The organism is Aquabacterium sp. G14 (genome assembly GCF_037482285.1).
GTDB lineage: Bacteria > Pseudomonadota > Gammaproteobacteria > Burkholderiales > Burkholderiaceae_C > Aquabacterium.
Map to the genome: position 1 here is coordinate 54,112 of NZ_JBBEYB010000003.1, position 23,184 is coordinate 77,295.

Consider the following 23,184-nt stretch of genomic DNA (forward strand, 5'->3'; position numbering starts at 1 on the left):
ACATGCGTGCCCATCGCCGTCTGGTGAACCGACCCACCTCCCGTCCCGCAGCCCTGCGCCTGCTGGTGGCAGCCACCGCGACCCTGCTGGCCTCGGCCTGCACCACCGTGAAGGTGGACATGCCGCCGCTGGCGGTGCAGGTGCCGGGGCAATTCGACTCCGTGGACCCGGCCACGGCCCAGGCCACTGACGACGTCGCCCATTGGTGGAAGCAGCTCGATGACCCGGTCTTGAGCGGTTACATCGAAGAAGGCCTGCGCCAGAACGTGGATGTACGCATCGCGCTGGCCCGCATCAAGGAGGCGCGGGCCTTCCACGGCATGGCCGAGTCGGCCTACTACCCTACGGTGGAATTGGCGGCCGGGGCAGGGCGCTCGCGCGAGAGCGGGGCCATGCCCACCGGGTTGGGCAACACCGGCATCCCCGGCTGGCCGGGCAACATCCCCATCCCACTGCCAGGCAATGTCACCCCGTCCTTGCCGCAGAACGTCAGCATGCCCCAGGGCAACACCCATGCCTACGGGCTGGCCGCCACCTGGGAGGTGGACATCTTCGGCGCCCGCCACGCCGATGCCGAAATGGTCCACCAGCTCATCCTGGGCGCGCACGAGCAGCAGCACGGCGCCCAGCTCATGGTGGCCGCCGACATCGCCACCCGCTACTTCGAGGCCCGCGGCGTGGAAAAACGCCTGCGTCTGGTCGACCGCGCCATCTACGTCGCCGAGCGCGGCGTCAAGTACGCCCGAGGTCGCTTCCAGTCCGGGCAAACCGAGGCCGCCGACGTCGCCCGCGCCGAAATGCACCTGCGCGACGCCCAATCCAAGGTCGAACCGCTGAAGGCCCTGCTGGCCAGCCACCTGCGCCGCATCGCCGTGCTCATGGGCCAGCCACCGCAAAGCCTGACCGAACTGCCACCGCTGCCACCCGGTGCCCAACGCCCGCCCAGCTTGCCCAAGGTCTTGCCCGGTGATGTGCTGGCGCGCCGCCCCGATGTGCGCGGCGTCGAGCGCAAGGTGCGCTCGCAGGCAGCCAAGCTGGGCTCGGCCCGTGCCGAGCTCTTTCCCAAGTTCTACATTGGCCTGGGCGCATCCGCAGGCCGTGCCCATCCGGATGACATCGAGGGCTACAACTTCGGCACCCAGTCGCTGGGCGTGGGCCTGCGCCTGCCCATCTTCACCGCGGGCCGCATCCGCGCCAACATCGCGGCCAACGAGGCCCAGCTCGAAGGCGTCGCCCTCGAATATGAAAAGACCGTGCTGGGCGCGCTGGAAGACGTCGAAAACGCCTACACCGCGCACCGTGCCTTCACCTCACGCGTGGCCTACCTGACCCAGACCGCCGACCTGGCGCACCAGTTCGCACGCGAGCGCATGGCGCACTTCGGCGCCGGACAGGCCTTGCTGCAGGCTGCGCTGGAAGCCCAGGCCGACGCGCTCAAACGCGAAGACGAAGCCCTGCTGGCCGAGATCGAACTCAACACCCACACGGTGCTGCTCTACAAAGCACTGGGCGGTGGGTGGTCGCCCGACCCGACGCCCAAGTCTCAGCCTGATTCCGAGCCGATCCCGGTCGCGCAATGGCTGCCGACCGAGTGAGGCGTCGCCTCAGTTCAAGCGGATGGCGTCACCATCCAGGTTGAACGGGATGAAGTTGTCGATCTGCCCCACCTTGATCGCATCGACCATGCCTTGCAGGTGCTGCTGGGCATCTTCGCTCGACGGCGCACGCGGACCGATGCCCGACATGCCAGCCACGAACACCACGGCCCAGTCATGGCCGAACTGTTCGGCCTCGCTCACCAGCTTGTCGAAGCTGCCGATCTCGTCGGGCGTCTTGTCCACGCACATCAAGGGCGTCAATTCGCCACCGTGCCCGGCGTCAAAGGCTGCCTGTTGTTCAGGCGTGGCGTCGTCGGGCAGACCGGCGCCGGCAAACACCAGCAGCAGGCGCTGGGCATCGGGTTGCTGACGGGCTGCTTCCAGCAGGTCGTTGAAATGCGAAATGTTCATGGTGTCCAGGAGAAATGCGGTTCTGTCCGCAGTCTAGCGAGACACCGTCCTTTGGCCTATCGGTCAGATGGACGAGGGCGGCGGGCGATCACAGCGGTTCGGTGCGCCGTTGCAGCCAGGCCAGCGCCTCGCCGCTCACCAGCGGGCTCAGACGGCGGCGCACCCCGGCGTGGTAATCATTCAGCCATTGCACCTCGTCGTCGCGCAGCAGGCTGTGGTCGATGCAGCGCGTGTCGATCGGGCACAGGCTCAGCGTCTCGAACGCCAGATAGCGGCCATATTCCGGCGTGCCCGGTTCGGCGTTGGGCACGGCAGGCGTCACCGGCACATTCAGCACCAGGTTTTCGATGCGGATGCCCCATTGCCCAGGTCGATACAGCCCCGGTTCGATCGAGGTGATCATGCCCGGCAGCATCGCCATGTCCGGCACCGGCACCGCCTTGGAGATCGACTGCGGTCCTTCGTGCACGTTCAGGAAATAGCCCACACCGTGGCCGGTGCCGTGGCCAAAGTCCAGCCCTTCGGCCCACAGGGGGGCGCGCGCCACGGCATCGAGCATCGGCGCCAGGGTGCCCTGCGGAAAACGCATCCGCGACAGGCCCAGCGTGCCCTTGAGCACCAGGGTGTAGTCGCGCTTTTGCGCCGCCGTCGGCGTGCCAATGGCCCACACCCGGGTGATGTCGGTCGTGCCGCCCAGGTACTGGGCCCCGGAGTCGATCAACAACAGCCCCTCGGCCGTCAGCCCGGCCGGGGTGCTCAGCACCGCATAGGCCTCGGGCGTGGCTCGGTAATGGGGCAGGGCGCCGTTCGCATTGAAGCCTGCAATCGTCGGGAAGCTCAGCGACACATAACCCGGCTGCGTGGCCCGCTCGGCGGTCATGCGCTCGTCAATCGTCAGTTCGCTCACGTGCTCGCGGCCCAGCGCCTGCTCCAGCCATGCGTAAAACGCGCACATGGCGGCACCATCACGCTCCATCGCTTCGCGGATGAACACGGCTTCCGCATCCGTCTTGCGCGACTTCGCCAAGGTGCTCGGGTTGGTCGCCTCCACCACCTTGACGCCCGTGGGCACCGCCTCACGCAGCCCCCAGGTCACGCGCTTGGGGTCCATCCACACCACGCTGTCGGCGGGCAGGGCCGCCAAGGTGGGCAGCGCCTCGGCATAGGGGCGCATGGTCACGCCATCTTGCGCCAGCTTGGCAGCCAGGGCCACATCCACCTTGCCTTCGCCCACGAACAGGCTCACCTCGTCCAGCGTCACCAGGGCGTGGCCCAGGAACACCGGGTTGTATTCCACATCGGCGCCTCGCAGGTTCAGCAACCAGGCCAGGTCATCCAGCGTGGCAATCCAGTGGTGGGTGGCGCCCTGGGCGCGCATCTGCTCGCGCACCCCGGCCAGCTTGTCGGCGCGCGCCGTGGCGGCGTAGGGCAGGGCGTGTTCGTACACCGGCGCCGTGGGCAAACCGGGGCGGTCAGGCCAGATGCCGTCCAGCACATCGACCTGGGTGAACAGTTGCCAGCCGGCCGCACCCAGCGCGTCACGCAGTTGCTGGGTTTGCGCCAGGCCCATCACCGCGCCGTCCACGGCCAGGGTGGGTTGCGCGGAACCGTTCGTGCCGGCGGCCTCGCCCAAAGCCTTCAACCAGCTCACATAGGCGGGCGTGGCCGCACCTTCCAGCTTCACCAGGGCCACGCCGCTGCCGGCCAGTTCGGCCTCGGCCTGTTCCCAGTAGCGGCTGTCGGTGAACACCGCCGCCTGCGTGGCCGACACCAGCAGCGTGCCCGACGAGCCGGTGAAGCCGCTCAACCACACCCGGCCTTGCCACCGCTCCGGCAGGTACTCCGACAAATGCGGGTCGCTGCTGGGCACCAGCACCGCCTGCCAGTTCTGCTGCACCATGCGTGCGCGCAAGGCTTGCAGACGAGGGGCGATGGAGGCTGGGGAGGCGGCAGAGGAGTCAGTCACGGCGAACAGGCCAACCGGTCAGGCGGCATCAAGGCATAAAACCCGATGTTGCCACGACCCGCACAGCGATCTCGCAGGCCATGCCAGCAACCCCACCTCGCACACAGCCAAAGCCGCTCCCCCGTGGGGGCTGTGCGGCATGCATCCGTTGTTAGTCGGGCTTGTCCACCCGCACGAGGCGGGTGTTGGGCTCCAGCGCATGCGGGTCCGGGAACACGCGGGCATGGCGCTGCGAGGTGAAGTAGGCCCAGGCCCAGTCCATCATCACCACGGTACGATTGCGGAACCCGATCAGGAAGTACACGTGCACGAACAGCCAGAACAGCCAGGCCGCAAAACCGCTGAAGCGGATTTGCTTCTTGGTGAACGGGATGTCGAGCATCGCCACCGCCGCACGCTTGCCAATCGTCGCCATTGAGCCGTAGTCGAAATAGCGGAAGGCCTGGGCATCCAGCCCCTTGAGCTTGCGCATGATATTGAACGCCGCCTTGCGCCCCATCTGCTTCGCGCCTGGGCTCACGCCGGGCACGGGCGTCGGGTTCTCCGGATCCAGATAGCTCTTGGCCGAGGCCAGGTCACCCACCACATAGATGTTCGGGTGGCCTGGAATCGTCAGGTCGGGCTGCACAACCACGCGCCCCGCGCGGTCCAGCTCGCACCCTGTGCTCTTGGCCAGGGCCTTGCCCAGCGGTGAAGCGGCGACGCCCGCCGCCCAGATCACCGTCCGGGTGGGCAGGAAGTGCGACACCGCGCGGCTGCTGCCGTCGGCCTGCTTCTCCATCACGTCGTAATGGATGCCGAAGGCGGTGATGTTGGTCACCTTGGCGCCCGGCAGCACCTCGGCGCCCAGCATCTCCAACTGTTCCTTGGCACGCTGTGACAGGTCTTCCGTGAAGGTGCCCAGCACCCGCTGCGCGCCTTCCAGCAAGATGACGCGCGCCATGCGCGAGTCGATGCGGCGGAATTCGGCGCTCAGGGTCTGCTGAGCAATCTCGGCCAGCGTGCCAGCCATCTCGACGCCAGTGGGGCCTGCGCCCACCACGGCAAAAGTCAGCCAGGGCTCGCGCTTGACCGGGTCGGTCTCGCGCTCGGCCTGCTCGAAAGCCGTGAGCACCCGGCGGCGGATGCTGAAGGCATCGCCCAGGGTCTTGAGGCCGGGCGCGTACTTGGCCCAGTCATCACGCCCAAAGTAGCTGTGGGTGGCGCCGGCCGCCAGAATCAGGTGATCAAAGTGGATGTGCTCCCCGCCATCCAGCACCACGCAGCTTGATGCGGTGTCGATCGAGGTCACTTCGCCCATCAGCACCGTCAGGTTGCCCTTGGCAATCTGCTTGCGCAAAATGTGGCGGATCGGGCCGGCAATCGCGGGCGCCGGCAGGCCGGCTGTGGCCACCTGGTACAGCAGGGGCTGGAACAAATGGTGGTTGGTCCGGTCGATGACCACGATTTCCACGTCGGCGTCCGACAACGCCTTGGCGGCCTCCAGCCCACCAAAGCCGCAACCAATGATGACGACACGCGGCTTGCCAGCCTGGGTGACAACGGTGCCTGACGCGGTGACGGTGGAGGGGGAAGCGGTAGAGGCCATGCGGGCAGGGAGGAGGCGGAGAAAAGTCAGCGTTTATACCAGGGTCGAGCGACTCATGACGCTGCGGCACGGAATTGGTGCACCCCTGTAACACGGGGGTAACTGCTGTCATCACCCCGTCTCGTGCATTCAGCTGTTGTTTTGTGAGCCGAACTTGTCAAAGCCTTGTCAATCTCGAACGGACGCCTCGCTCCCCATGCGTCTGTTCATGGCAGTTCCTGCTCTTCTCCTGCGCGCGGTTCGAATTTGAAGGGCGCACGGGCGTCCAGGTGCTCCCGGTACTGGTCCACCCCTTGTGCCTCACGGGTCAGAAAGCGCGCCACGGCGTCGCGCAAACCGGTGTGGGCCAGCCAATGCACCGAATGGGTCGCCACGGGCAACAGCCCCCGCGCCAGCTTGTGCTCGCCCTGCGCGCCGCCCTCAAAGCGCTGATATCCCTCGGTAATGCACCATGCCAGCGGCTGGTAGTAGCACGCCTCGAAATGCAGACACGGCACCTGCGCCACGGCGCCCCAGTAGCGCCCATAGGCCACGCGACGCGCCGGGTCCACAGCCAGCAGGGCGCTTGCAATTGGCGCCCCCTCACGCAGGGCCGTGAACAAGACCCAGTTGCCCGGCAAGGCCTCGGCCACCCGCGCCCAGAAATCTCGGCTCAGGTAGGGCTGCTGGCCCCGCTCCAGATACGTTTGCGCATAGCAGCGGTAGAAGAAGTCCCAGTCTGACGCGCGGATCTCGCCGCCTTGGCGCACCTCGAAGCTCACCCCCGCCTCGCGCACCTTGCGCCGCTCCTGCTGGATCTTCTTGCGCTTCTCGCGCTGCAGGCTCGCCAGGAAGTCCTCGAAATCGACATAAGGCGTGCCCGCCCGGTTCTCCCAGTGAAACTGCACGCCGTGGCGCCGCAGCCAGCCCGCCTGCTCGGCCACCTGCGCCTCGCGATCCGACACAAACAAGGCGTGGGTCGACGACCAGCCCTGCGCCACGCAGCGCGCCTCCATGGCGTCCAGTAACTGCCGGCGCAGCGCGTCCTGGGTTGCCACCGGCAAACCCGCTTGCACCAGCAAGCGTTGCCCTGGAATAGGCGAAAACGGCACCGCACTCAGCAGCTTGGGGAAGTAGTGCACCCCTTGCGACGCCAGCGCCCGGTCATGGGCATCGGCCCACGCCCAGTCAAACACATACTCCCCGTAGGAGTGCTCCTTCACAAACAAGGGGCAGCCCGCCAGCAACTGGCCAAAGTCATCCTGCACCGTCAGAAACAAGGGGTGCCAGCCCGTGTCCGGGCAGGCGCTGCCGCTGTCCACCATCGCCCGCAAAAAGCCCAGGCGTAAAAACGGGCTGCCGCCATCCACGCCGGCGGCCAACGCATCCCACTGCGCCGGGTCGATCTCTGACAAGTCGGTGTGCCAATGCACGTTCAGGCCCGCTACCATGCTCACCTGCGCATCTGCGCTGTCCGTTTGAATGCTGCTCATGAATCCTGTGTCGTCTCCGGCCGCCCCAGCCTCTGCGCTGTCCGTGGCCCTGCTGCAATTCAACCCTGTCGTCGGTGACCTCCAGGGCAACGCCCGCGCCATCATCGACGCGGCTCGCCAAGCGTACGCCGAAGGCGCGCGCCTCGTCGTCACGCCCGAAATGGCCCTGTGCGGCTATCCCCCGGAAGACCTGCTGCTGCGCCCGGCCTTCATGCAGGCCTGCGACGACACCACCGCCCACATTGCGAACAGCCTGGCCGACCTGCCCGACCTGCATCTGGTGCTGGGTCACCCCCTGCAAGCCCTGGGTGACGACGTCCGTACCCGCTCCTGGTCGGTGCCCCGTCGCCTCAACGCCGCCAGCCTGATCCGCGGCGGCCAGATCGTCGCCAGCTACGCCAAGCGAGAACTGCCCAACTACCAGGTGTTCGACGAGCGCCGCTATTTCATCAGCGGCCGCGAAGCGGGCCTGGGCCCCGTCGTGGTCGACGTGCTCGGCTGGCGCGTGGCCTTGCTGGTGTGCGAAGACGCCTGGTTCGACGAGCCTGCAGAATCGGCGCTGGCCCAAGGCGCACAAGCGCTGGTGGTTCTCAACGCCTCGCCTTTCCACGTCGCCAAGCGTGCCGAGCGCGAAGCCCGCATGGGCGCGTTTGCCCGCAAGCTGGGCCTGCCCCTGGTCTACGCCCACATGGTCGGTGGCCAAGATGAGGTCGTGTTCGACGGTGCGTCCTTTGCCGTCAACGCCCAAGGTGAGGTCGGTGCCCGCGCGCCCAGCTTCGAAGTGGCCACGCTGCCCGTCACGCTGCAGCCGGGTGGCGCCGTCAGTGGCCGCGTCGCCGCGCCCCTGTCCGAAGAAGCCGAAATCTGGGCCGCCCTGGTCTGCGGCGTGCGCGACTACATCGGCAAGAATGGTTTTCCGGGTGCCATCATCGGCCTCTCGGGCGGCATCGACTCCGCGCTGGTGCTCGCCATCGCCGTGGACGCCTTGGGCGCTGACAAAGTGCGCACCGTGATGATGCCGTCGCCTTACACCGCCGACATCTCCTGGATCGACGCCCGTGACATGGCCGACCGCCTGGGCGTGCGCCACGACGAAATCGCCATCGCTCCCGAGTTCGAGGCCTTCAAAACCTCCTTGGCCCCGCTGTTTGTGGGCCGCGCCGAAGACACCACCGAAGAGAACATCCAGGCCCGCATCCGCGGCACCCTGCTGATGGCCTTGTCCAACAAGACGGGTGCCCTGGTGTTGACCACCGGCAACAAGAGCGAAATGGCCACTGGCTACTGCACGCTCTATGGCGACATGGCGGGCGGTTTTGCCGTCATCAAGGACGTGGTCAAGACCATGGTGTACCGCCTGTCGCGCTGGCGCAATGAACAGGCCGTGGCCGCCGGCCAGGTCGAGCCCATCCCCGAGCGCATCATCACCCGCCCGCCCTCGGCCGAGCTGCGCCCTGACCAGACCGACCAGGACAGCCTGCCCGAGTACGACGTGCTCGACGCCATCCTCGAGCGCTACATGGAGCAAGACCAGTCCATCGACGAGATCGTGGCCGCCGGTTTCGAGCGCGCCGACGTCGACAAAGTCACTCGCCTGCTCAAGATCAACGAATACAAGCGCCGCCAGGCGGCCGTCGGCATCCGCATCACCCACCGCGCCTTCGGTCGTGACTGGCGCTATCCCATCACGTCCCGATTCCGTGCCTGATGCGTGCGGAAGCTGTGGTTTTGCGTGCGCAGTTCGTGACGATATGGCGACAGCCGTGATTAAATATCCACATTGCGCTGCAACATGGCGTCGGCCATCGCCCCTTTTTTGCTGACCTACCCGGAGTATCCCCACCATGTCCATGAAACAGATTACCGCCGTGATCAAGCCCTTCAAGCTCGAAGAGGTGCGCGAAGGCCTGGCTGAAGTCGGGGTCACCGGTCTGACCGTCACCGAAGTCAAGGGTTTTGGCCGTCAGAAGGGCCACACCGAGCTCTACCGTGGTGCTGAGTACGTCGTGGACTTCCTGCCCAAGGTCAAGATCGAAGTCGTGGTCAAGGGCGACGACGTCGAGCGCTGCATCGAGGCGATCATCAAGGCCGCCAAGACCGGCAAGATCGGTGACGGCAAGATTTTCGTCACCCCGGTGGAGCAGGTTGTGCGCATCCGCACTGGCGAAACCGACGAGTCCGCCGTCTGATGCGGTGACCATCACTGCGCTGGCAAGCGCAGGCCGATGTGACAAGGGGTGCCTCGGCACCCCTTCGTGTTTTCAGATCTCTGGAGAAATGCCGCCGGGTCCCGCTTCGGCCTGACCCGGCAGTGTCTGCACTTTCAAGCGCTGGTGCTCATCGGCAAGCCGGTCGAGCAGGGCGTCGATGTCGTCGTCCACCAGCAGCAATTCCTGCACATCAGGCCACAGGAACCCGCCGTGCTGGCTCACTTCCAGAAAGCGCAGCAGGTGATCGTAATAGCCCGCCACGTTCAGCAGGCCCAGGGCCTTACGGTGGTACCCGAGCTGACGCCAGGTCCAGGCCTCGAAAATCTCTTCCATCGTGCCGATGCCACCGGGCAGGGCGATGAAGGCGTTGGCGTGCATGGCCATGCGGTGCTTGCGCTCATGCATGCTGTCCACGACTTCCAGGCTGGTCAGCCCCGGATGCCCCAACTCCTTCTTCACCAGGCGCTCGGGAATGATCCCGATGGCTTCCGCACCATGCGCCAGTGCCGCATCGGCCACGGCACCCATCAGGCCCGTGCTGCCACCGCCATACACCAGGCGCCAGCCGCGCTCGCCAATCTGTCGGCCTACTTCACGCGCCGCAGCCAGGTGGGCAGGGTCATCTCCGTCACGCGAGCCGCAGTACACACACAAGGTCAAACTCATCAGGCCACCTGCTTGCGGTTGTCGATCACGCGAGTGCCGCTGATCACATCATGGAGGAACTGGCGCGAGGGCAGCGCCCAGGTCAAGGACACGTAAAACGCCATCCAACCCAGCACCGCAGCGGAGATCGTGCCCTTGTCATGCCAGCCTCCCAGCCATGTCAGCAGCATGGGCGGGATGAACCACAGCCAACTGGTGAGGTATCGCACCAATGCCAGCATCGGTGTCAGCGGCCCCCCTTCCGGCGTGACCAAGCGCAACTGCCAGGTTCTCAGCGCCAGTGTCTGTCCACCACGACTCCATTGCCAGACAAAGTACACCGCCAGCGCCAGAAACAACACGACCATCATGCCTTGGCGGCCATGCAGACCATGCCGCTGGTTGACTGCGATGCTGTAAACCAGCGCCACCACCATCACCAACCCAAACAGCAACACGCCTTCGTACAAGAAAGCCGCCAGGCGACGGCGCAAGGTGGGGGCAGTGCCGCGAGCGCGCTCGGCACACGCTTGCGCACTCAGGCCGCCCTGTTCGGGGATGGTGAGTAAAGACATCGGACAAAAAAGACAGAAATCGGCTCGGGCACAACGCCCTCAGACCGAACCATACACCAGCAGTGGGTGCGCTATCAGGGGGACTCGTGAGCGAGTCCGCTCGCCCGGCTTACCTTCAGCGCTTGGGCGGCTCACTGCGAGGGGGCGGTGGCGTGATCGCTGCACCCTGGGCGCCCTTGCGAGGCAACAGGGTCACGGGATCGACAAAAGGCCCAGCGCTGTTGATCTTGGGCAGTCCTGCCTGCTGATGGGCGGGAGGGGAGGGGGGCTGCGTCAACAAGCGTGTCGTCGCACCTGGCCCCGCCTTGATCACGGCAGGTGCAACCACCATCGGGCCGGGTCGACCTGCATCTGGGGTGCGCGGCACCACGTTCGATTTTTGATTCGAATGAGCCGGATCGCGGCCTTGCTGCGTGGCATATACCTGACGCGCCTCCCTGGGCCCCGCCATGTCACGAGACAGCTCTACTGGTTTCGCCTGGCGTTGGGCGCGGCGGCTGAGCGCTTCGCGTGTCTCGGGCGGCAGCGACTGGTAAGCCTCCCACTTGCGCTGACGCTCCTCGGCGGGCAACTGCCGCGACTGCTGGAAGCGCAGCCGAGCCTCACCACGAGCTTGGGGAGGGAGGTTGGACCACTGGGCCATGCGTTCGCGTACCCGGCTTTGCTCAGCAGGCGACAAGCGCTTGTAACGATCTGCCACGTTCAGCCATTTTTCACGCGCCGTATCGTCCATCTGCCCCCATTGCCGAGCCAAGGGGGCCAGTACCTCGCGCTGGGTGGGCGTCAATTCACGCCACTGCGCAGGCGCATCTTCGGTTGTCGTGGCAGCGCGGGCACCGCCGCGCGCGTGGCCGCGCTCGGCCAGTGCCGAGTGCGAGAGCAGCATCGCCAGGCAGCATCCGAGTGCCAGCACTGGTGCACCCCCCGGGCGCACGACAGGCCCCCGATCAGCGACCTCACCGAGCAAACGCCATCGATGCCAGATGCTCACTGCGGAGCCCCTTCCAAGTCACTGATCGTCGGCGCAGCCTCGGTGGTGCTCAAGTCTCCGTCCGCCTCAGGCGGGGCATCCACCAAGCGTTCCAGATCCGGGTCTGTGTCCTGGTTCAGATAGGCTTCGAACCCAGGGTCCGCGTAAGCGTCTGGCGGCAAGTCGTCGGTCAGCAGTTGCATGTCCACTGCGGTGGTTGCCTCCACATGTTCCAGACGCTGGTAACGCTGAATGCCCCACAGGCCCAGCAACAAGGCCAGCACTGGCAGCAACAATGCCAGACGCCAACCCCATCCCATCGGTGGCTCCGGCGTCTGGCTTGCCTGCCGGACTGTTCGGGCGGCCTCGGCTTCGTGCCACAAGTGGGTGGGCAAAGGAAGGTCTGTCGTGCTGCCATGACCGCCGGCCAAGCTCATGCCGGCCTGCGTCAAGGTGACCGTGGCAGGCGCCGCATCGGTGACCAGTGCCGCAGCACGTGCGCTGCGGGCCGCCCGCATGGCCTGCTCACGGGCTACCCGAAGGCGCTCACTGATGTCATGGGGCAGGTCTTGCGCACCTTCATCCAGGCGCGCGCACACACGCAACGCAAAGCGCGCCTCAAGGGCTTCGCGTTGCGCTGCGGACAGCGAGGAGTTGGATGACTTGTTCACAATGAAATACCGCGTGTTTGAAGAGCCTGTGCCAGCGCATGGACGGCGCGGGAGCAATGCGTCTTGACGCTGCCTTCCGAGCAGCCCATCGCAGCCGCCGTCTCTGCAACATCCAGTTCTTCCCAGTAACGCAACAGAAACGCTTCACGTTGACGCGCTGGCAATTTGTTGATTTCCTCTTCGATCTGGGCCAGAACTTCTGCCCGACTCGCGCTGGCATCAGCACTTTCCGTGCCCACATCGTCCAGGTTGAACACCGCCAGCAGATCGAAGTGCCCATCTTCGTCGCTGTGACTGGCTTCCAGATCCCCCAGATTGGTGAACACCGCGTTGCGGGTCTTTTGACGGCGGAACCAGTCCAGGATGGCGTTGGACAAGATGCGCTGAAACAGCATCGGCCACTCGCTCTGGGGACGCTCTGCGTAACTCTGGCTCAGTCGGATCATCGCGTCCTGCACGATGTCCAGGGCCGCATCGTCGTCGCGCACCGCATAAGCGGCGCGTTTGAATGCGCGGCGCTCGACGCTTATCAAAAAGTCGTTGAGCGCGTCTTCCGTCGAAGAGGGGGGCAAATCGGACACGGTTGGGACGCGTGAGGGAGCAGCGGATCGGCGGGCGATTATGGCATCCGGTTCAGGCACCTCATTCCGGCGTCGAATTGGATGCATCCAGCCGTCCAAGGCTGGTGCGCGAGGATTTCGCAAGGGCAGCCTGATCGGCCGTGATCGGAATTGGCACGAAGGGTGCGATAATGCCCGTTTTGCGTCATCTCGATCTGGCCTGAGTCTGGTGTGTTCAAACCGTACCAGTGGCAGGCCGCGCAGGCTCCAAATCCGCCTCATGAGGGCGAGCACGCTGGCAATCCGTTGCCGCAGTGCTGCGGCCACGGTCCTCGGACTGTGGTGGTGTAGAGGGGCACCGATCGTTTTTCGTTAGAGAAATTCGGAAAGGTTTCATTCACCATGGATACGACTCACGCCCAAAGCGGCGACATCCTCAACGGTTCCGACATCCTGGTCCGCTGTCTGCAGGCCGAGAACGTCAAGTACATCTGGGGCTACCCAGGCGGCGCAGTGCTGTACATCTACGACGCGCTGTACAAACAAGATTCCATCGAGCACGTGCTGGTGCGCCACGAACAGGCCGCCGTCCACGCTGCTGACGGCTACGCCCGTGCCACTGGCGAAGTGGGCGTGGCCCTTGTGACCTCGGGTCCGGGCGTCACCAACGCGATCACCGGCATCGCCACGGCCTACATGGACTCGATCCCCATGGTCGTCATCACTGGTCAGGTGCCCACGGCCGCCATTGGCCTGGATGCCTTCCAGGAGTGCGACACCGTCGGCATTACCCGCCCCATCGTCAAGCACAACTTCCTGGTCAAGGACGTGGCCGACCTGGCCGAGACCATGAAGAAGGCTTTCCACATCGCACGCAGCGGCCGTCCCGGCCCCGTGGTTGTGGACATCCCGAAGGACGTGTCCCTCAAGACCACCGCTTTCCACTACCCTGAGTCGGTGGAAATGCGCTCGTACAACCCGGTGCGCAAGGGCCACGGTGGCCAGATCCGCAAGGCCGTGCAGCTGCTGCTCACCGCCAAGCGTCCCTACATCTACACCGGCGGCGGCGTGATCCTGGGTGAGGCCTCCAACGAACTGCGCGAACTGGTGAACCTGCTGGGCTACCCCAGCACCAGCACCCTGATGGGCCTGGGCGCCATTCCCGCTTCCGACAAGACCTTCCTGGGCATGCTGGGCATGCACGGCACCTACGAAGCCAACATGACCATGCAGCACGCTGACGTGGTCATCGCCGTCGGCGCCCGCTTCGACGACCGCGTGATCGGTAACCCCAAGCACTTCGCCCAAGTCGAGCGCAAGATCATCCACATCGACATCGACCCCTCGTCGATCTCCAAGCGCGTCAAGGTCGACATCCCCATCGTGGGCGACGTCAAGGACGTGCTGATCGAAATGATCGCCCAGATCAAGGAGTCCACACAGCGCGCCGAGCCCAAGGCTCTGGAAGCCTGGTGGAGCCAGATCAACGAGTGGAAGAAGCGCGAGTGCCTGAAGTTCAAGACCTCCACCGAGGTCATCAAGCCGCAGGCCGTGGTCGAAAAGCTGGCCGAACTCACCAAGGGAACCGACTACTACATCACGTCGGACGTCGGTCAGCACCAGATGTTCGCTGCGCAGTACAGCAAGTTCGAAGAGCCGCGTCGCTGGATCAATTCCGGCGGCCTGGGCACCATGGGTGTGGGCCTGCCTTACGCCATGGGCATCAAGCTGGCCAAGCCCGACGCCGATGTGTTCTGCATCACCGGCGAAGGCTCGATCCAGATGTGCATTCAAGAGCTGTCCACCTGCAAGCAGTACAACACGCCTGTCAAGGTCATTGCACTGAACAACCGCTACCTGGGCATGGTGCGTCAGTGGCAGCAGCTGGAGTACTCCGGCCGCTACTCGCACAGCTACATGGATGCGCTGCCTGACTTCGTCAAGCTGGCCGAGGCCTATGGTCACGTCGGTCTGCTGATCGAGCGTCCGGAAGACGTCGAAGGCGCGCTGAAGGAAGCCATCAAGCTCAAGGACCGCACCGTGTTCCTCGACATCCGCACCGACCCCACCGAAAACGTGTGGCCGATGGTCAAGGCGGGCAAGGGCATCACCGAGATGCTGCTGGGCTCCGAGGAACTCTGATCCACAGACATTGAGCGAGACCCGGCGAGGGTGATGCGCACAGCAGGCCGACACTTGCCGGTGTCTGCCGAACTGTGTGGCGAACCCCGTCGGACACCCCTGACAACGCATTCATCGCACTACGAGGCCACGGCGCTGCGGTTACCGCCACAGTGACTCAAGAGCCCGCAAGGACGATCACCATGAAACACATCATTGCCCTTTTGGTTGAGAACGAAGCTGGCGCCCTGTCGCGCGTGGTTGGCCTGTTCTCTGCCCGTGGCTACAACATCGAAAGCCTCACGGTCGCCACGACCGAAGACCCGACCCTGTCGCGCATGACCATCGTCACGCGCGGCTCCGACGATGTCATCGAGCAGATCACCAAGCACCTCAACCGCCTGATCGAAGTGGTCAAGGTGGTGGACCTGTCCGAAGGCCCGTACACCGAGCGTGAGCTGATGCTCATCAAGGTGCGCGCGGTGGGCAAGGAGCGTGACGAGATGAAGCGCATGGCCGACATCTTCCGCGGCCGCGTCATCGACGTGACGGACAAGACCTACACCATTGAACTGACTGGCGACGCCTCGAAGCTCGATGCCTTCATCGAAGCCATCGACCGCGCTGCCATCCTCGAAACCGTGCGCACCGGGACCAGCGGGATCGGGCGCGGCGAGCGCATCCTGCGCGTCTGACTGCCCTCAGTCTGACATTCCCGCTTTTCCTTTGAACAACCTGCCCGGGGATCCCGGGCATCAACAGCTACCGACGGAGCAAAAAACATGAAGGTTTACTACGACAAGGACGCCGACCTGAGCCTGATCAAGGGCAAGAACGTCGCCATCATCGGCTACGGCTCGCAAGGCCACGCCCACGCCCAAAACCTGCGCGACTCTGGCGTGAACGTCACGGTCGGTCTGCGCAAGGGTGGCGCTTCGTGGTCCAAGGTCGAAGCCGCTGGCATCAAGGTTGCCGAAGTCAACGACGCCGTGAAGGGCGCTGACGTCGTCATGATCCTGCTGCCGGACGAGAACATCCCCGAGGTGTACAAGAACAACGTCGAGCCGAACATCAAGCAAGGCGCTGTCCTGGCTTTCGCTCACGGCTTCAACGTGCACTACAACCAGGTCGTGCCCCGCGCTGACCTGGACGTGATCATGGTCGCGCCCAAGGGCCCTGGCCACACCGTGCGTTCCGAGTACCTGAAGGGCGGCGGCGTGCCTTCCCTGATCGCTGTGTACCAGGACAAGTCCGGCAAGGCCAAGGACATCGCTCTGTCCTACGCTGCTGCCAACGGCGGCACCAAGGGTGGCGTGATCGAAACCAACTTCCGTGAAGAAACCGAAACCGACCTGTTCGGCGAACAAGCCGTTCTGTGCGGTGGCGCGGTCGAACTGGTGAAGATGGGCTTCGAAACCCTGACCGAAGCTGGTTATGCTCCGGAAATGGCCTACTTCGAGTGCCTGCACGAGCTGAAGCTGATCGTCGACCTGATGTACGAAGGCGGCATCGCCAACATGAACTACTCCATCTCGAACAACGCCGAGTATGGTGAGTACGTGACCGGTACCGAAGTGATCAACGAGAAGTCGCGCGAAGCCATGCGCAACGCTCTGAAGCGCATTCAGACCGGCGAATACGCCAAGATGTTCATCCAGGAAGGCAAGACGAACTACCCGAGCATGACCGCTCGCCGTCGCCTGAACGCTGTTCACCCGATCGAAACCGTGGGCGCCGAACTGCGCGCCATGATGCCTTGGATCGCCAAGAACAAGCTGGTTGACCAGTCCAAGAACTGATGACGTGGCCGGCTCTGTGCCGGCTCGATTCAGACAAAAAAGCCGCCGTGGTGCAAACCACGGCGGCTTTTTTCATGGACGCCCGCCAGGCCCCAGCGGCCGGGCTGGGCGTCGGAGTAGCTCAACTCTTCTTGTTGCAGGAGCGGATCATCAAACGCCCCAGTGCCGCGGACGCCAGGCGGGTGCGCGGCGTGTCGATCGGGTTGGTGAGGATGACGGGTACCTTGGCACCCAGCACGATGCCGGCGATGTCGGCGTGTGCGAAGTGTGCCAGTTGCTTGACCAGCATGTTGGCGGCTTCCAGGTTGGGCACCATCAAGATGTTGGCCTGACCTGCCACCGGGGAGTTGGGGTACTTTGCGCGGGCTACCTCAGGGTGCACGGCCGCATCAAAGGTCATCGGGCCATCAAGTAGCGCGCCGGTGATGTGGCCTCGCTCATGCATCTTGCACAGCACGGCGGCCGTGGTCGACGACTCGAGGTTGCTGTTGAAGTCTTCAGCAGCTGACACCACGGCCACGCGAGGTTCGTTCAGCTTGAGTCGATGCGCCAGATCGATCGCGTTCTGGACGATGTCGCGGCTCTCGTCCACATTGGGTCGCACGTTCACTTCGGCATCGGTGATGATCAGCGGCTGTGGATAGCTGGGGACATCGGCCACATAAGCGTGCGACACCCGACGCGAAGTGCGCAGTCCACCGGCATGGCGCAACACACGTTTCATCAGCACGTGGATGGGGATGCTGCCCTGCATGATGGCTGCGACTTCGCCATCGCGGGCCATCTCCACAGCGATGGACGCAGCCTGTACGGCACACTCTGCCTCGCGCCACAGGCAGTCGATCAGGTCCAGCTCCAGCTGCTGACCCAGGGCGCTGATGCGCTCGCGTGAGCCAATCAGCACGGGCATGATCAGCCCTTGTTGTGAGGCATGGAGTGCCGCCTTGAGCGTCGCCGCATCTTCCGGAAACACCACGGCGCATCGCACGGCGGGCTTGTCTTTCACGAGGCTCATCAGCTGCTCGTAGCGCTCCAGACGGTGCAGGTGCATGCGTGGCAGCGGGGCCTGTGGGCGACGTACCTTGGCGGTAGGGGCCATGATCTCGGCCTCGCCGACGATGACCGGCTTGCCAAGCTGGTTGGTGCAACTGCACTCCAGCACGACCATGTTCTTGGGCTTTTTCTCTTTCACCGTCAGCGTCACGGTGATGGTGTCACCCAGGCTGACGGGGCGCATGAAGCGCATGTTCTGGCCGACATAGATGGTGCCGGGGCCGGGCAGCTGGGTGCCCAGCACGGTCGAGATCAGGGTGCCGCCCCACATGCCGTGGGCGATCACCTTCTGGAAAGGGGTGTCTTTGGCGTACGCGTCGTCCAGGTGAGCCGGGTTCACGTCGCCGCTGAGAATGGCGAAGGCGTCGATGTCGTCCTTGGTGAGGGTGCGAGTGAGGCTGGCACTGTCTCCGACCTGCAGTTCATCGTAGGTCCGGTTTTCCAGCATCACGGGTGTGTACTCCTGGTTCATTCAGTCTCGGCAAACAAGTCATCAAGGGACTTTCAATGTGCCACGAGGTTTTGGCAGGGCCTGGCCGAAAATGCCAGGGTATTCCCTGGACATTCGTCCAGCACGGTGTCGATCCGCATGAACGAGGGGTCAGGCTCCCCCGAGATTGTGTGCAAGTGTGTGTGACATGAGCATGGCATCCGATCCGAAAGAGGCCAGCTTGTCAGCGACCTGCTGCGAGGTCGGCTGGCGGGCATGGAAGCCCTGGCGCATCCAGAAGCTTGCAGAGTTCTGCACGGCAATCAGGCTGAGGCGTTGCAGGCCCATGCTGTGTGCCTGCTCGATCGCCATTTGCAAGAGCCGGCGGCTGGCACCGCGGCCTCGCAGGACGGGCGAGATGGCCATGTCATGCAGGTAGAGCTCGTCCGGCAGTGTGCTGGCATCGCACTGGCTGGCATGCAGGACAGGATAGGCCTCATCGGCGACAGGCAGGCTGACCAGATAGGCCTGTACGCTGGCATGCCCGGCCGAGATCACCCAGCAGGTGTCCGGGGCGGCGCGTAGCTTGCTCTCGAAAGCATCCAGCGGCTCGTGAAAGTCGGGTTGGTAGCAGATGTGCTGCAAGGCCAGGACATGAGGCAAGTCCGCGTGCGTCATGGCTCGGCATTGCAGTTCAGCGGTGAGGGGCATGATGGGAAGAATCAGGGGCAGAGCGACCGACCCCCCATAATAGGGCAGGGGTAAAACCCGCACTCGGGGTGATCAGGGGGCGTGGTCAGGGGGCATTCCTGCCAGAATGGATTGCACTGTCCTTGAACCGTCGCTGTCTGTCCATGTCCAAGATCCTCTATCAGCCATCCTCCTCCAAACTGGTGCTGGCAGCTGCCGTCGCAGTGGCCGTCATCGGGGCTGGGGCGTATTGGGTGACAACCGGTTCTGCCACCTCAGGAGAGGGAGGCGTGGTGTTGTCATCCGACTCTGGCCTGCCAGGTTGGCCTCAGGCCTCGACGGGGCAACCTCAGCAGACCGAAGCACTTCAACCCGCGGTACTGTCCGACGGGCGACCCAGTGACGTTTCCACCGGTGACTGGGCCGCATTGCAGGCCGCGCTGGGCAAGGTGGGGATGACGGCAGCCGATGCTGAGCGCATCGTCAACTACAACCGCTACCAGCGCAGCTTTGAGTCCTGGCAGAACTTGGATCAGGCGGACGATGCGGCCCGTCGTCGGCGCATGGCACAGTCACTGATGAACGAGTTGCCCAAGCACGTCAGCAAGGGGGATTTCACCCTGCTGGAGGCGATGTTGATCGGATCGGCATTGATTGCAGAGATCGAGCCTGACAATGCTCGCCGCACTGCGCGCCTTGATGCCTGGCAGGCTGAGGTGCTCACGGTGATGCCCGTACAGAGTGAGGATGAGGGGCAGTCCAAGGCGTCGACGCGAGAAACCGAACTCAAACGGCGGCAGGCGCTGGCCTTTGCTGAATGGCAGGCGCTGACCGACCCAGCTCAGCGCACGCCCGCTCGCCTGGAGCAGGCTTTCGAAGAAGTGCGCCGCGCTTACAACGCCATGAGCTTTTGAGCTTCTAGCCTGAGTGACCGGTGTCCGACCGACGCCGGGACAAGGAATACCGTGCATTGATACCATCGGGGCCCGTAACAGACGGACGTCGGCGGGGTGTACACGGAGCTTCCATGAGTCAGCGCAGAAATGTTTGGTCGTTTATCCCCTTCCGCGGGTCAGTGTCGAGAGGATGGCGTTGCGCTGCCTTGCGTGCCTGTTTCGCGGGTGTGGTGGGCGTGACGGCCTGCGGCATGTCGTGGGCTGCCACGCTGGAAGGCCAGCACTTTGACGACACCGTGGTGCTGGGACAGCAGAAGCTGCAACTCAATGGCTTGGGGGTGCGTGGCGTGGCCTGGGTGAAGGCCTTCGTGGCGGGCTTGTACGTCACCACGCCCAGTCAGGATGCGGCGACCTTGCTGGCCGAGTCCGGCCCGCGCCGCTTGCGCCTGAAGATCATGCTGCAGGCACCCAGCAGCGAGCTGACCAAGTCCCTCTTGCGCCGGGTGAAGCGCCATGAAACGCCCGAGTCGCAGGCACGCCTGGCCGAGCGTCTGGCTCAGTTCGCGGCCCAACTCGACGGGTTGGGCGAGTTGATGCCTGGGGATGCGGTGGACATGGATTACCTGCCGGCCAAGGGCCTGGTTTTGTCGCGCAACGGCAAGGCGGCGGGCAAGCCGGTGGCCGGCGAAGACCTCTACCGGGCCGTGTTGCAGATTTTCGTGGGCGCGCACGCCATCGACCCGCGCATGAAACAGGGCTTGCTCGGTGTCCCGGCCTGAACCTCAGACGGCGCGCGCAGCGCCGTCATCAGTCACAGTCCAGGCCGATCCGCATCTGGATCGCTTCATTGACGCGCTGTGGCTGGAAGACGGCCTGAGCGCCAACACGCTGTCGGCCTATCGCCGTGATCTGCAGGCGCTGGCGGGCTGGTTGCGTCAGCAGCCCGAGGAGCGCACCCTGGTGGCCGCGTCGGAGTTGGATCTGGCCAGTTATGCGGCGGCGCGCCATGCGGGCTCCCAGCCTTCGTCGGCCGGGCGCCGTCTGAGCGTGTTCCGGCGGTTTTTTCGTTGGGCCGTGCGCGAGGGCCTGTCCCAGGTCGATCCGACGGTGCGCATGGATGCGCCGCGTCAACGCATGCGCCTGCCCGGCACCCTGACCGAGGCGCAGGTGGAGGCCCTGTTGGCCGCGCCCGATACCGATGAGCCACTCGGCCTGCGCGACCGCGCCATGCTGGAGCTGCTCTACGCCAGCGGCCTGCGGGTGAGTGAGTTGGTGACCTTGAAGTCAGTGCACGTGGGGCTGAGCGAGAACGTGCTGCGCATCACCGGCAAAGGCAGCAAGGAACGTCTGGTGCCCTTTGGGGTGGAGGCCTCGGACTGGTTGCAGCGTTACCTGCGCGAGGCCCGCTCGCAGATTCTGGGTGGGCAGGTGAGCGACGCACTGTTTGTCACCGCGCGGGGCGATGCCATGACGCGCCAGATGTTCTGGAAGCTGATCAAGAAGTACGCCGTGCAGGCTGGCATCACCCAGCACCTGTCACCGCACACCTTGCGTCACGCCTTTGCGACGCACTTGCTCAACCATGGCGCCGACCTGCGCGTGGTGCAGATGCTGCTGGGGCACGCCGACATTTCAACCACACAGGTCTACACCCATGTGGCGCGTGAGCGCTTGCGTCAGTTGCACGCCAAGCATCACCCGCGCGGGTGAGGTGGCAGCCCGCCCCGATGTGGGGGATGCGGCTCAGTCCTCGCCGAGCAGGAAGGCGATCTCGGCGTCGGTGAAGCCGGCGGCCTTGCGGGCGGCCTCGTTGAACGGTGGGCGCAGGCGCGGGGCTTCGTAGCGCTTGACCAGCTCCGGGTAGAGCGTGGTGGCGTCGAGCTGGCGGGCCTGACACAGGTGGTGAAACCAGTGGTTGCCGATGCGCACATGGCCCACCTCGTCGCGCAAGATGATGTCGAGGATCTCGACGGCACGCAGGTCGCCGGCGCGGGTGAGCTTGTCCTGAATCAGTGGGGTAGCGTCCAGGCCACGCGCTTCCAGCGTCCGGGGAACCAGCGCCATGCGGGCCGGGATGTCTTCGCGCGTCTTGTGGCACATGGTCCACAGACCGTCATGCGCGTCGAAATCGCCGTAATGCCAGCCCATCTCTTCCAGGTGGGTGCGCAGCAGGGTGAAGTGGTAAGCCTCTTCGCCAGCCACCTGCAGCCAGTCACGGTAGAAGTCGGCGGGCATGCCGTCGAATCGCCACACGGCATCGAGAGCCAGATTGATGGCGTTGAACTCGATGTGGCAGATGGCGTGGAGGAGGGCAGCGCGGCCTTCCAGGGTGAAGGGCGAGCGAGATGGCACCTGCTTGGCGGGCACCAGGTGAGGGCGCTCAGGCCGGCCGGGCATGGCGGCTTCTTGTGCGGCCGTCAGTTGCAGCACCTCGGCACGCTGGGCCGCGTCGGGCAAGAGGGTGGGATCAGATTGAATTGCCTCCCACAGGGCGGCCGCCTGGGAGGCTTTGACGACGGGATCGGCCTCCAGCAGCACGACCAAGGCTTGATGACGGCAGTTCATGCCGCCATTGTGCCAAGGCCTGGTTGCCTGCTGGCGGTGCCCGAGCCGATCACTCGGCCCAGGTGATCCAGCCCATGTGGGCTGTGACCAGGATCAACACCCCGAAGGCGATGCGATACCAGGCAAAGGGCATGAAGTTGTGGCTGGACACGTAGCGGATCAGCCAGCGCACGCACACCCAGGCCGACAGGAAGGCGAAGACCAGGCCGGTGAGGAACAGGGGCAGGTCAGCCAGGGAGAGCAGGGCGCGCTCCTTGTAGAGGCTGTAGGCCCCGGCGCCCACCAGCGTGGGGATGCCCAGGAAGAAGCTGTAATCGGTCGCGGTCTTGCGCGACAGGCCCATCAGCATGCCGCCAATGATGGTCGCGCCCGAGCGGCTGGTGCCGGGCACCAAGGCCAGGCACTGTACGAGGCCGACCTTCAGGGCGTCCAGCGGCGTCATGTCGTCCATCGACTCAACGCGAGAGGTCTGATAGCGCGCGGTGAGCTTTTCGGCCAGCATGATGAAGAAGCCACCGATGATGAAGGTGGTGGCCACCACGGTGGGGGAGAACAGGTGCTCCTTCACCATCTTGCCCAGCAGCAGCCCCATGACCACCGCCGGCAGGAAACCGATGACGACATTGAGTGCGAACCGCTGCGCCTTGGGGTCAGTGCCCAGTCCGGTAACCGTGTCCTTGATGCGCTGCATGTAGACCAGAATGACCGCGAAGATGGCGCCGGTCTGGATGGCGATCTCGAAGACTTTGGCCTTCTCAGCCCCGGCCGAGCCGCCAAAGTCCATCAGCGCGTTGGCCAGAATCAGGTGGCCGGTGCTGGAGATGGGCAGAAACTCTGTCAAGCCCTCCACGATGCCCATCACGGCGGCTTTCAGAAACAACACAATGTCCACGGTCAACGTCCTTGCAGAGCCCAATCAAGACCGATCCTCGCGGTATCGGCGTGCGCGCATCTTAGGACATGG

22 protein-coding genes are annotated in these 23,184 nt (G+C 64.7%); 9 read left to right on the plus strand and 13 right to left on the minus strand.

Translation table 11 applies throughout. From position 1 onward, the window contains the following. Positions 1 to 2 precede the first annotated feature (2 nt). On the plus strand, positions 3 to 1,595 hold the full coding sequence (locus WIT60_RS04680; RefSeq protein WP_339582791.1) for a TolC family protein: 1,593 nt from the start codon (positions 3 to 5) through the stop codon (positions 1,593 to 1,595). A 9-nt stretch (positions 1,596 to 1,604) separates the two neighbouring features. Here WIT60_RS04680 and WIT60_RS04685 read toward each other — a convergent pair whose 3' ends face one another. The 4 genes from WIT60_RS04685 to WIT60_RS04700 form a co-directional block, all read right to left on the minus strand. Further along, positions 1,605 to 2,009, minus strand: coding sequence for a ribonucleotide reductase subunit alpha (locus WIT60_RS04685; RefSeq protein ID WP_339582792.1), 405 nt, complete (start codon positions 2,007 to 2,009; stop codon positions 1,605 to 1,607). 88 nt (positions 2,010 to 2,097) lie between these two features. Continuing rightward, positions 2,098 to 3,909: a M24 family metallopeptidase gene (locus WIT60_RS04690; RefSeq protein ID WP_445207659.1), complete on the minus strand. Its 1,812-nt coding sequence runs from the start codon at positions 3,907 to 3,909 to the stop codon at positions 2,098 to 2,100. A 217-nt stretch (positions 3,910 to 4,126) separates the two neighbouring features. Continuing rightward, positions 4,127 to 5,563, minus strand: coding sequence for an NAD(P)/FAD-dependent oxidoreductase (locus tag WIT60_RS04695; RefSeq protein WP_339582794.1), 1,437 nt, complete (start codon positions 5,561 to 5,563; stop codon positions 4,127 to 4,129). A 206-nt stretch (positions 5,564 to 5,769) separates the two neighbouring features. Next, the gene (locus WIT60_RS04700) at positions 5,770 to 7,035 is read right to left on the minus strand and encodes a GNAT family N-acetyltransferase (RefSeq protein WP_339582795.1); all 1,266 of its coding nucleotides are present in this window, start codon (positions 7,033 to 7,035) and stop codon (positions 5,770 to 5,772) included. On the opposite strand from WIT60_RS04700, the gene WIT60_RS04705 reads away from it, so the two are divergent. Further along, positions 7,034 to 8,743 carry an NAD+ synthase gene (locus WIT60_RS04705; protein WP_339582796.1) on the plus strand — a complete coding sequence of 570 codons (1,710 nt, stop codon included), beginning with the start codon at positions 7,034 to 7,036 and terminating at the stop codon, positions 8,741 to 8,743. The two genes, WIT60_RS04700 and WIT60_RS04705, sit on opposite strands and share 2 nt — an antisense overlap. Before the next feature lie 142 nt (positions 8,744 to 8,885). Then, entirely contained in the window at positions 8,886 to 9,224 is a 339-nt protein-coding gene (locus WIT60_RS04710) for a P-II family nitrogen regulator (protein ID WP_300155166.1), read from the plus strand. A 72-nt stretch (positions 9,225 to 9,296) separates the two neighbouring features. Here WIT60_RS04710 and WIT60_RS04715 read toward each other — a convergent pair whose 3' ends face one another. The 5 genes from WIT60_RS04715 to WIT60_RS04735 form a co-directional block, all read right to left on the minus strand. Beyond that, positions 9,297 to 9,911 carry an LOG family protein gene (locus tag WIT60_RS04715; RefSeq protein ID WP_339582797.1) on the minus strand — a complete coding sequence of 205 codons (615 nt, stop codon included), beginning with the start codon at positions 9,909 to 9,911 and terminating at the stop codon, positions 9,297 to 9,299. Next, positions 9,911 to 10,465 carry an RDD family protein gene (locus WIT60_RS04720; RefSeq protein WP_339582798.1) on the minus strand — a complete coding sequence of 185 codons (555 nt, stop codon included), beginning with the start codon at positions 10,463 to 10,465 and terminating at the stop codon, positions 9,911 to 9,913. The genes WIT60_RS04715 and WIT60_RS04720 overlap by 1 nt, the downstream gene beginning before the upstream one ends. 115 nt (positions 10,466 to 10,580) lie before the next feature. Further along, positions 10,581 to 11,351, minus strand: coding sequence for a DUF3106 domain-containing protein (locus WIT60_RS04725; protein ID WP_339582799.1), 771 nt, complete (start codon positions 11,349 to 11,351; stop codon positions 10,581 to 10,583). A gap of 101 nt (positions 11,352 to 11,452) precedes the next feature. Continuing rightward, entirely contained in the window at positions 11,453 to 12,106 is a 654-nt protein-coding gene (locus WIT60_RS04730) for a DUF3619 family protein (RefSeq protein ID WP_339582800.1), read from the minus strand. Beyond that, entirely contained in the window at positions 12,103 to 12,786 is a 684-nt protein-coding gene (locus tag WIT60_RS04735) for an RNA polymerase sigma factor (protein WP_339582801.1), read from the minus strand. Before WIT60_RS04735 ends, WIT60_RS04730 begins: the two co-directional genes overlap by 4 nt. A gap of 282 nt (positions 12,787 to 13,068) precedes the next feature. Here WIT60_RS04735 and WIT60_RS04740 point away from each other — a divergent pair, with 282 nt between their 5' ends. From WIT60_RS04740 to ilvC, 3 genes are all read left to right on the plus strand, one after another. Beyond that, positions 13,069 to 14,808: an acetolactate synthase 3 catalytic subunit gene (locus tag WIT60_RS04740; protein ID WP_339582802.1), complete on the plus strand. Its 1,740-nt coding sequence runs from the start codon at positions 13,069 to 13,071 to the stop codon at positions 14,806 to 14,808. Positions 14,809 to 14,990: 182 nt separating this feature from the next. Next, entirely contained in the window at positions 14,991 to 15,482 is a 492-nt protein-coding gene (ilvN, locus tag WIT60_RS04745) for an acetolactate synthase small subunit (protein ID WP_339582803.1), read from the plus strand. Positions 15,483 to 15,569: 87 nt separating this feature from the next. Beyond that, positions 15,570 to 16,586 (plus strand): ketol-acid reductoisomerase, encoded by a 1,017-nt coding sequence (ilvC, locus tag WIT60_RS04750; protein ID WP_339582804.1) that lies wholly within the window; start codon positions 15,570 to 15,572, stop codon positions 16,584 to 16,586. A gap of 121 nt (positions 16,587 to 16,707) precedes the next feature. Here the strand turns inward: ilvC and WIT60_RS04755 are convergent, their stop codons facing one another. Further along, complete coding sequence (locus tag WIT60_RS04755) at positions 16,708 to 18,111, minus strand: bifunctional enoyl-CoA hydratase/phosphate acetyltransferase (RefSeq protein ID WP_339582805.1); 1,404 nt, start codon at positions 18,109 to 18,111, stop codon at positions 16,708 to 16,710. A gap of 129 nt (positions 18,112 to 18,240) precedes the next feature. Next, positions 18,241 to 18,780, minus strand: a complete 540-nt coding sequence (locus WIT60_RS04760) for a GNAT family N-acetyltransferase (RefSeq protein ID WP_339582806.1) — start codon at positions 18,778 to 18,780, stop codon at positions 18,241 to 18,243. Between the two features lie 143 nt (positions 18,781 to 18,923). Here WIT60_RS04760 and WIT60_RS04765 point away from each other — a divergent pair, with 143 nt between their 5' ends. The 3 genes from WIT60_RS04765 to xerD all read left to right on the plus strand — a co-directional run bounded on the left by WIT60_RS04765 (position 18,924) and on the right by xerD (position 21,365). After that, the gene (locus tag WIT60_RS04765) at positions 18,924 to 19,673 is read left to right on the plus strand and encodes a hypothetical protein (RefSeq protein ID WP_339582807.1); all 750 of its coding nucleotides are present in this window, start codon (positions 18,924 to 18,926) and stop codon (positions 19,671 to 19,673) included. Positions 19,674 to 19,861: 188 nt separating this feature from the next. Next, positions 19,862 to 20,434, plus strand: coding sequence for a chalcone isomerase family protein (locus WIT60_RS04770; RefSeq protein ID WP_339582808.1), 573 nt, complete (start codon positions 19,862 to 19,864; stop codon positions 20,432 to 20,434). After that, a complete protein-coding gene (gene xerD, locus WIT60_RS04775; RefSeq protein WP_445207651.1) occupies positions 20,421 to 21,365 on the plus strand; it encodes a site-specific tyrosine recombinase XerD in 945 nt (314 codons plus the stop codon). Before WIT60_RS04770 ends, xerD begins: the two co-directional genes overlap by 14 nt. A 33-nt stretch (positions 21,366 to 21,398) precedes the next feature. Here the strand turns inward: xerD and WIT60_RS04780 are convergent, their stop codons facing one another. Together WIT60_RS04780 and WIT60_RS04785 are read right to left on the minus strand one after the other, a co-directional pair. Further along, a complete protein-coding gene (locus tag WIT60_RS04780) occupies positions 21,399 to 22,220 on the minus strand; it encodes a ferritin-like domain-containing protein (protein ID WP_339582809.1) in 822 nt (273 codons plus the stop codon). A gap of 49 nt (positions 22,221 to 22,269) precedes the next feature. Beyond that, a complete protein-coding gene (locus tag WIT60_RS04785; RefSeq protein WP_339582810.1) occupies positions 22,270 to 23,112 on the minus strand; it encodes an undecaprenyl-diphosphate phosphatase in 843 nt (280 codons plus the stop codon). Between the last annotated feature and the right edge of the window lie 72 nt (positions 23,113 to 23,184).

Bases quoted from the DNA above. Each gene is read 5' to 3' on its own strand.
- WIT60_RS04680 (WP_339582791.1), top strand. From the start codon at position 3: ATGCGTGCCCATCGCCGTCTGGTGAACCGACCCACCTCCCGTCCCGCA.
- WIT60_RS04760 (WP_339582806.1), bottom strand. From the start codon at position 18,780: ATGCCCCTCACCGCTGAACTGCAATGCCGAGCCATGACGCACGCGGAC.
- WIT60_RS04705 (WP_339582796.1), top strand. From the start codon at position 7,034: ATGAATCCTGTGTCGTCTCCGGCCGCCCCAGCCTCTGCGCTGTCCGTG.
- WIT60_RS04725 (WP_339582799.1), bottom strand. From the start codon at position 11,351: ATGCTGCTCTCGCACTCGGCACTGGCCGAGCGCGGCCACGCGCGCGGC.
- WIT60_RS04740 (WP_339582802.1), top strand. From the start codon at position 13,069: ATGGATACGACTCACGCCCAAAGCGGCGACATCCTCAACGGTTCCGAC.
- WIT60_RS04780 (WP_339582809.1), bottom strand. From the start codon at position 22,220: ATGAACTGCCGTCATCAAGCCTTGGTCGTGCTGCTGGAGGCCGATCCC.
- WIT60_RS04690 (WP_445207659.1), bottom strand. From the start codon at position 3,909: ATGGTGCAGCAGAACTGGCAGGCGGTGCTGGTGCCCAGCAGCGACCCG.
- WIT60_RS04695 (WP_339582794.1), bottom strand. From the start codon at position 5,563: ATGGCCTCTACCGCTTCCCCCTCCACCGTCACCGCGTCAGGCACCGTT.
- WIT60_RS04700 (WP_339582795.1), bottom strand. From the start codon at position 7,035: ATGAGCAGCATTCAAACGGACAGCGCAGATGCGCAGGTGAGCATGGTA.
- WIT60_RS04720 (WP_339582798.1), bottom strand. From the start codon at position 10,465: ATGTCTTTACTCACCATCCCCGAACAGGGCGGCCTGAGTGCGCAAGCG.
- ilvN (WP_339582803.1), top strand. From the start codon at position 14,991: ATGAAACACATCATTGCCCTTTTGGTTGAGAACGAAGCTGGCGCCCTG.
- WIT60_RS04765 (WP_339582807.1), top strand. From the start codon at position 18,924: ATGTCCAAGATCCTCTATCAGCCATCCTCCTCCAAACTGGTGCTGGCA.
- WIT60_RS04755 (WP_339582805.1), bottom strand. From the start codon at position 18,111: ATGAACCAGGAGTACACACCCGTGATGCTGGAAAACCGGACCTACGAT.
- ilvC (WP_339582804.1), top strand. From the start codon at position 15,570: ATGAAGGTTTACTACGACAAGGACGCCGACCTGAGCCTGATCAAGGGC.
- WIT60_RS04715 (WP_339582797.1), bottom strand. From the start codon at position 9,911: ATGAGTTTGACCTTGTGTGTGTACTGCGGCTCGCGTGACGGAGATGAC.
- WIT60_RS04710 (WP_300155166.1), top strand. From the start codon at position 8,886: ATGAAACAGATTACCGCCGTGATCAAGCCCTTCAAGCTCGAAGAGGTG.
- WIT60_RS04685 (WP_339582792.1), bottom strand. From the start codon at position 2,009: ATGAACATTTCGCATTTCAACGACCTGCTGGAAGCAGCCCGTCAGCAA.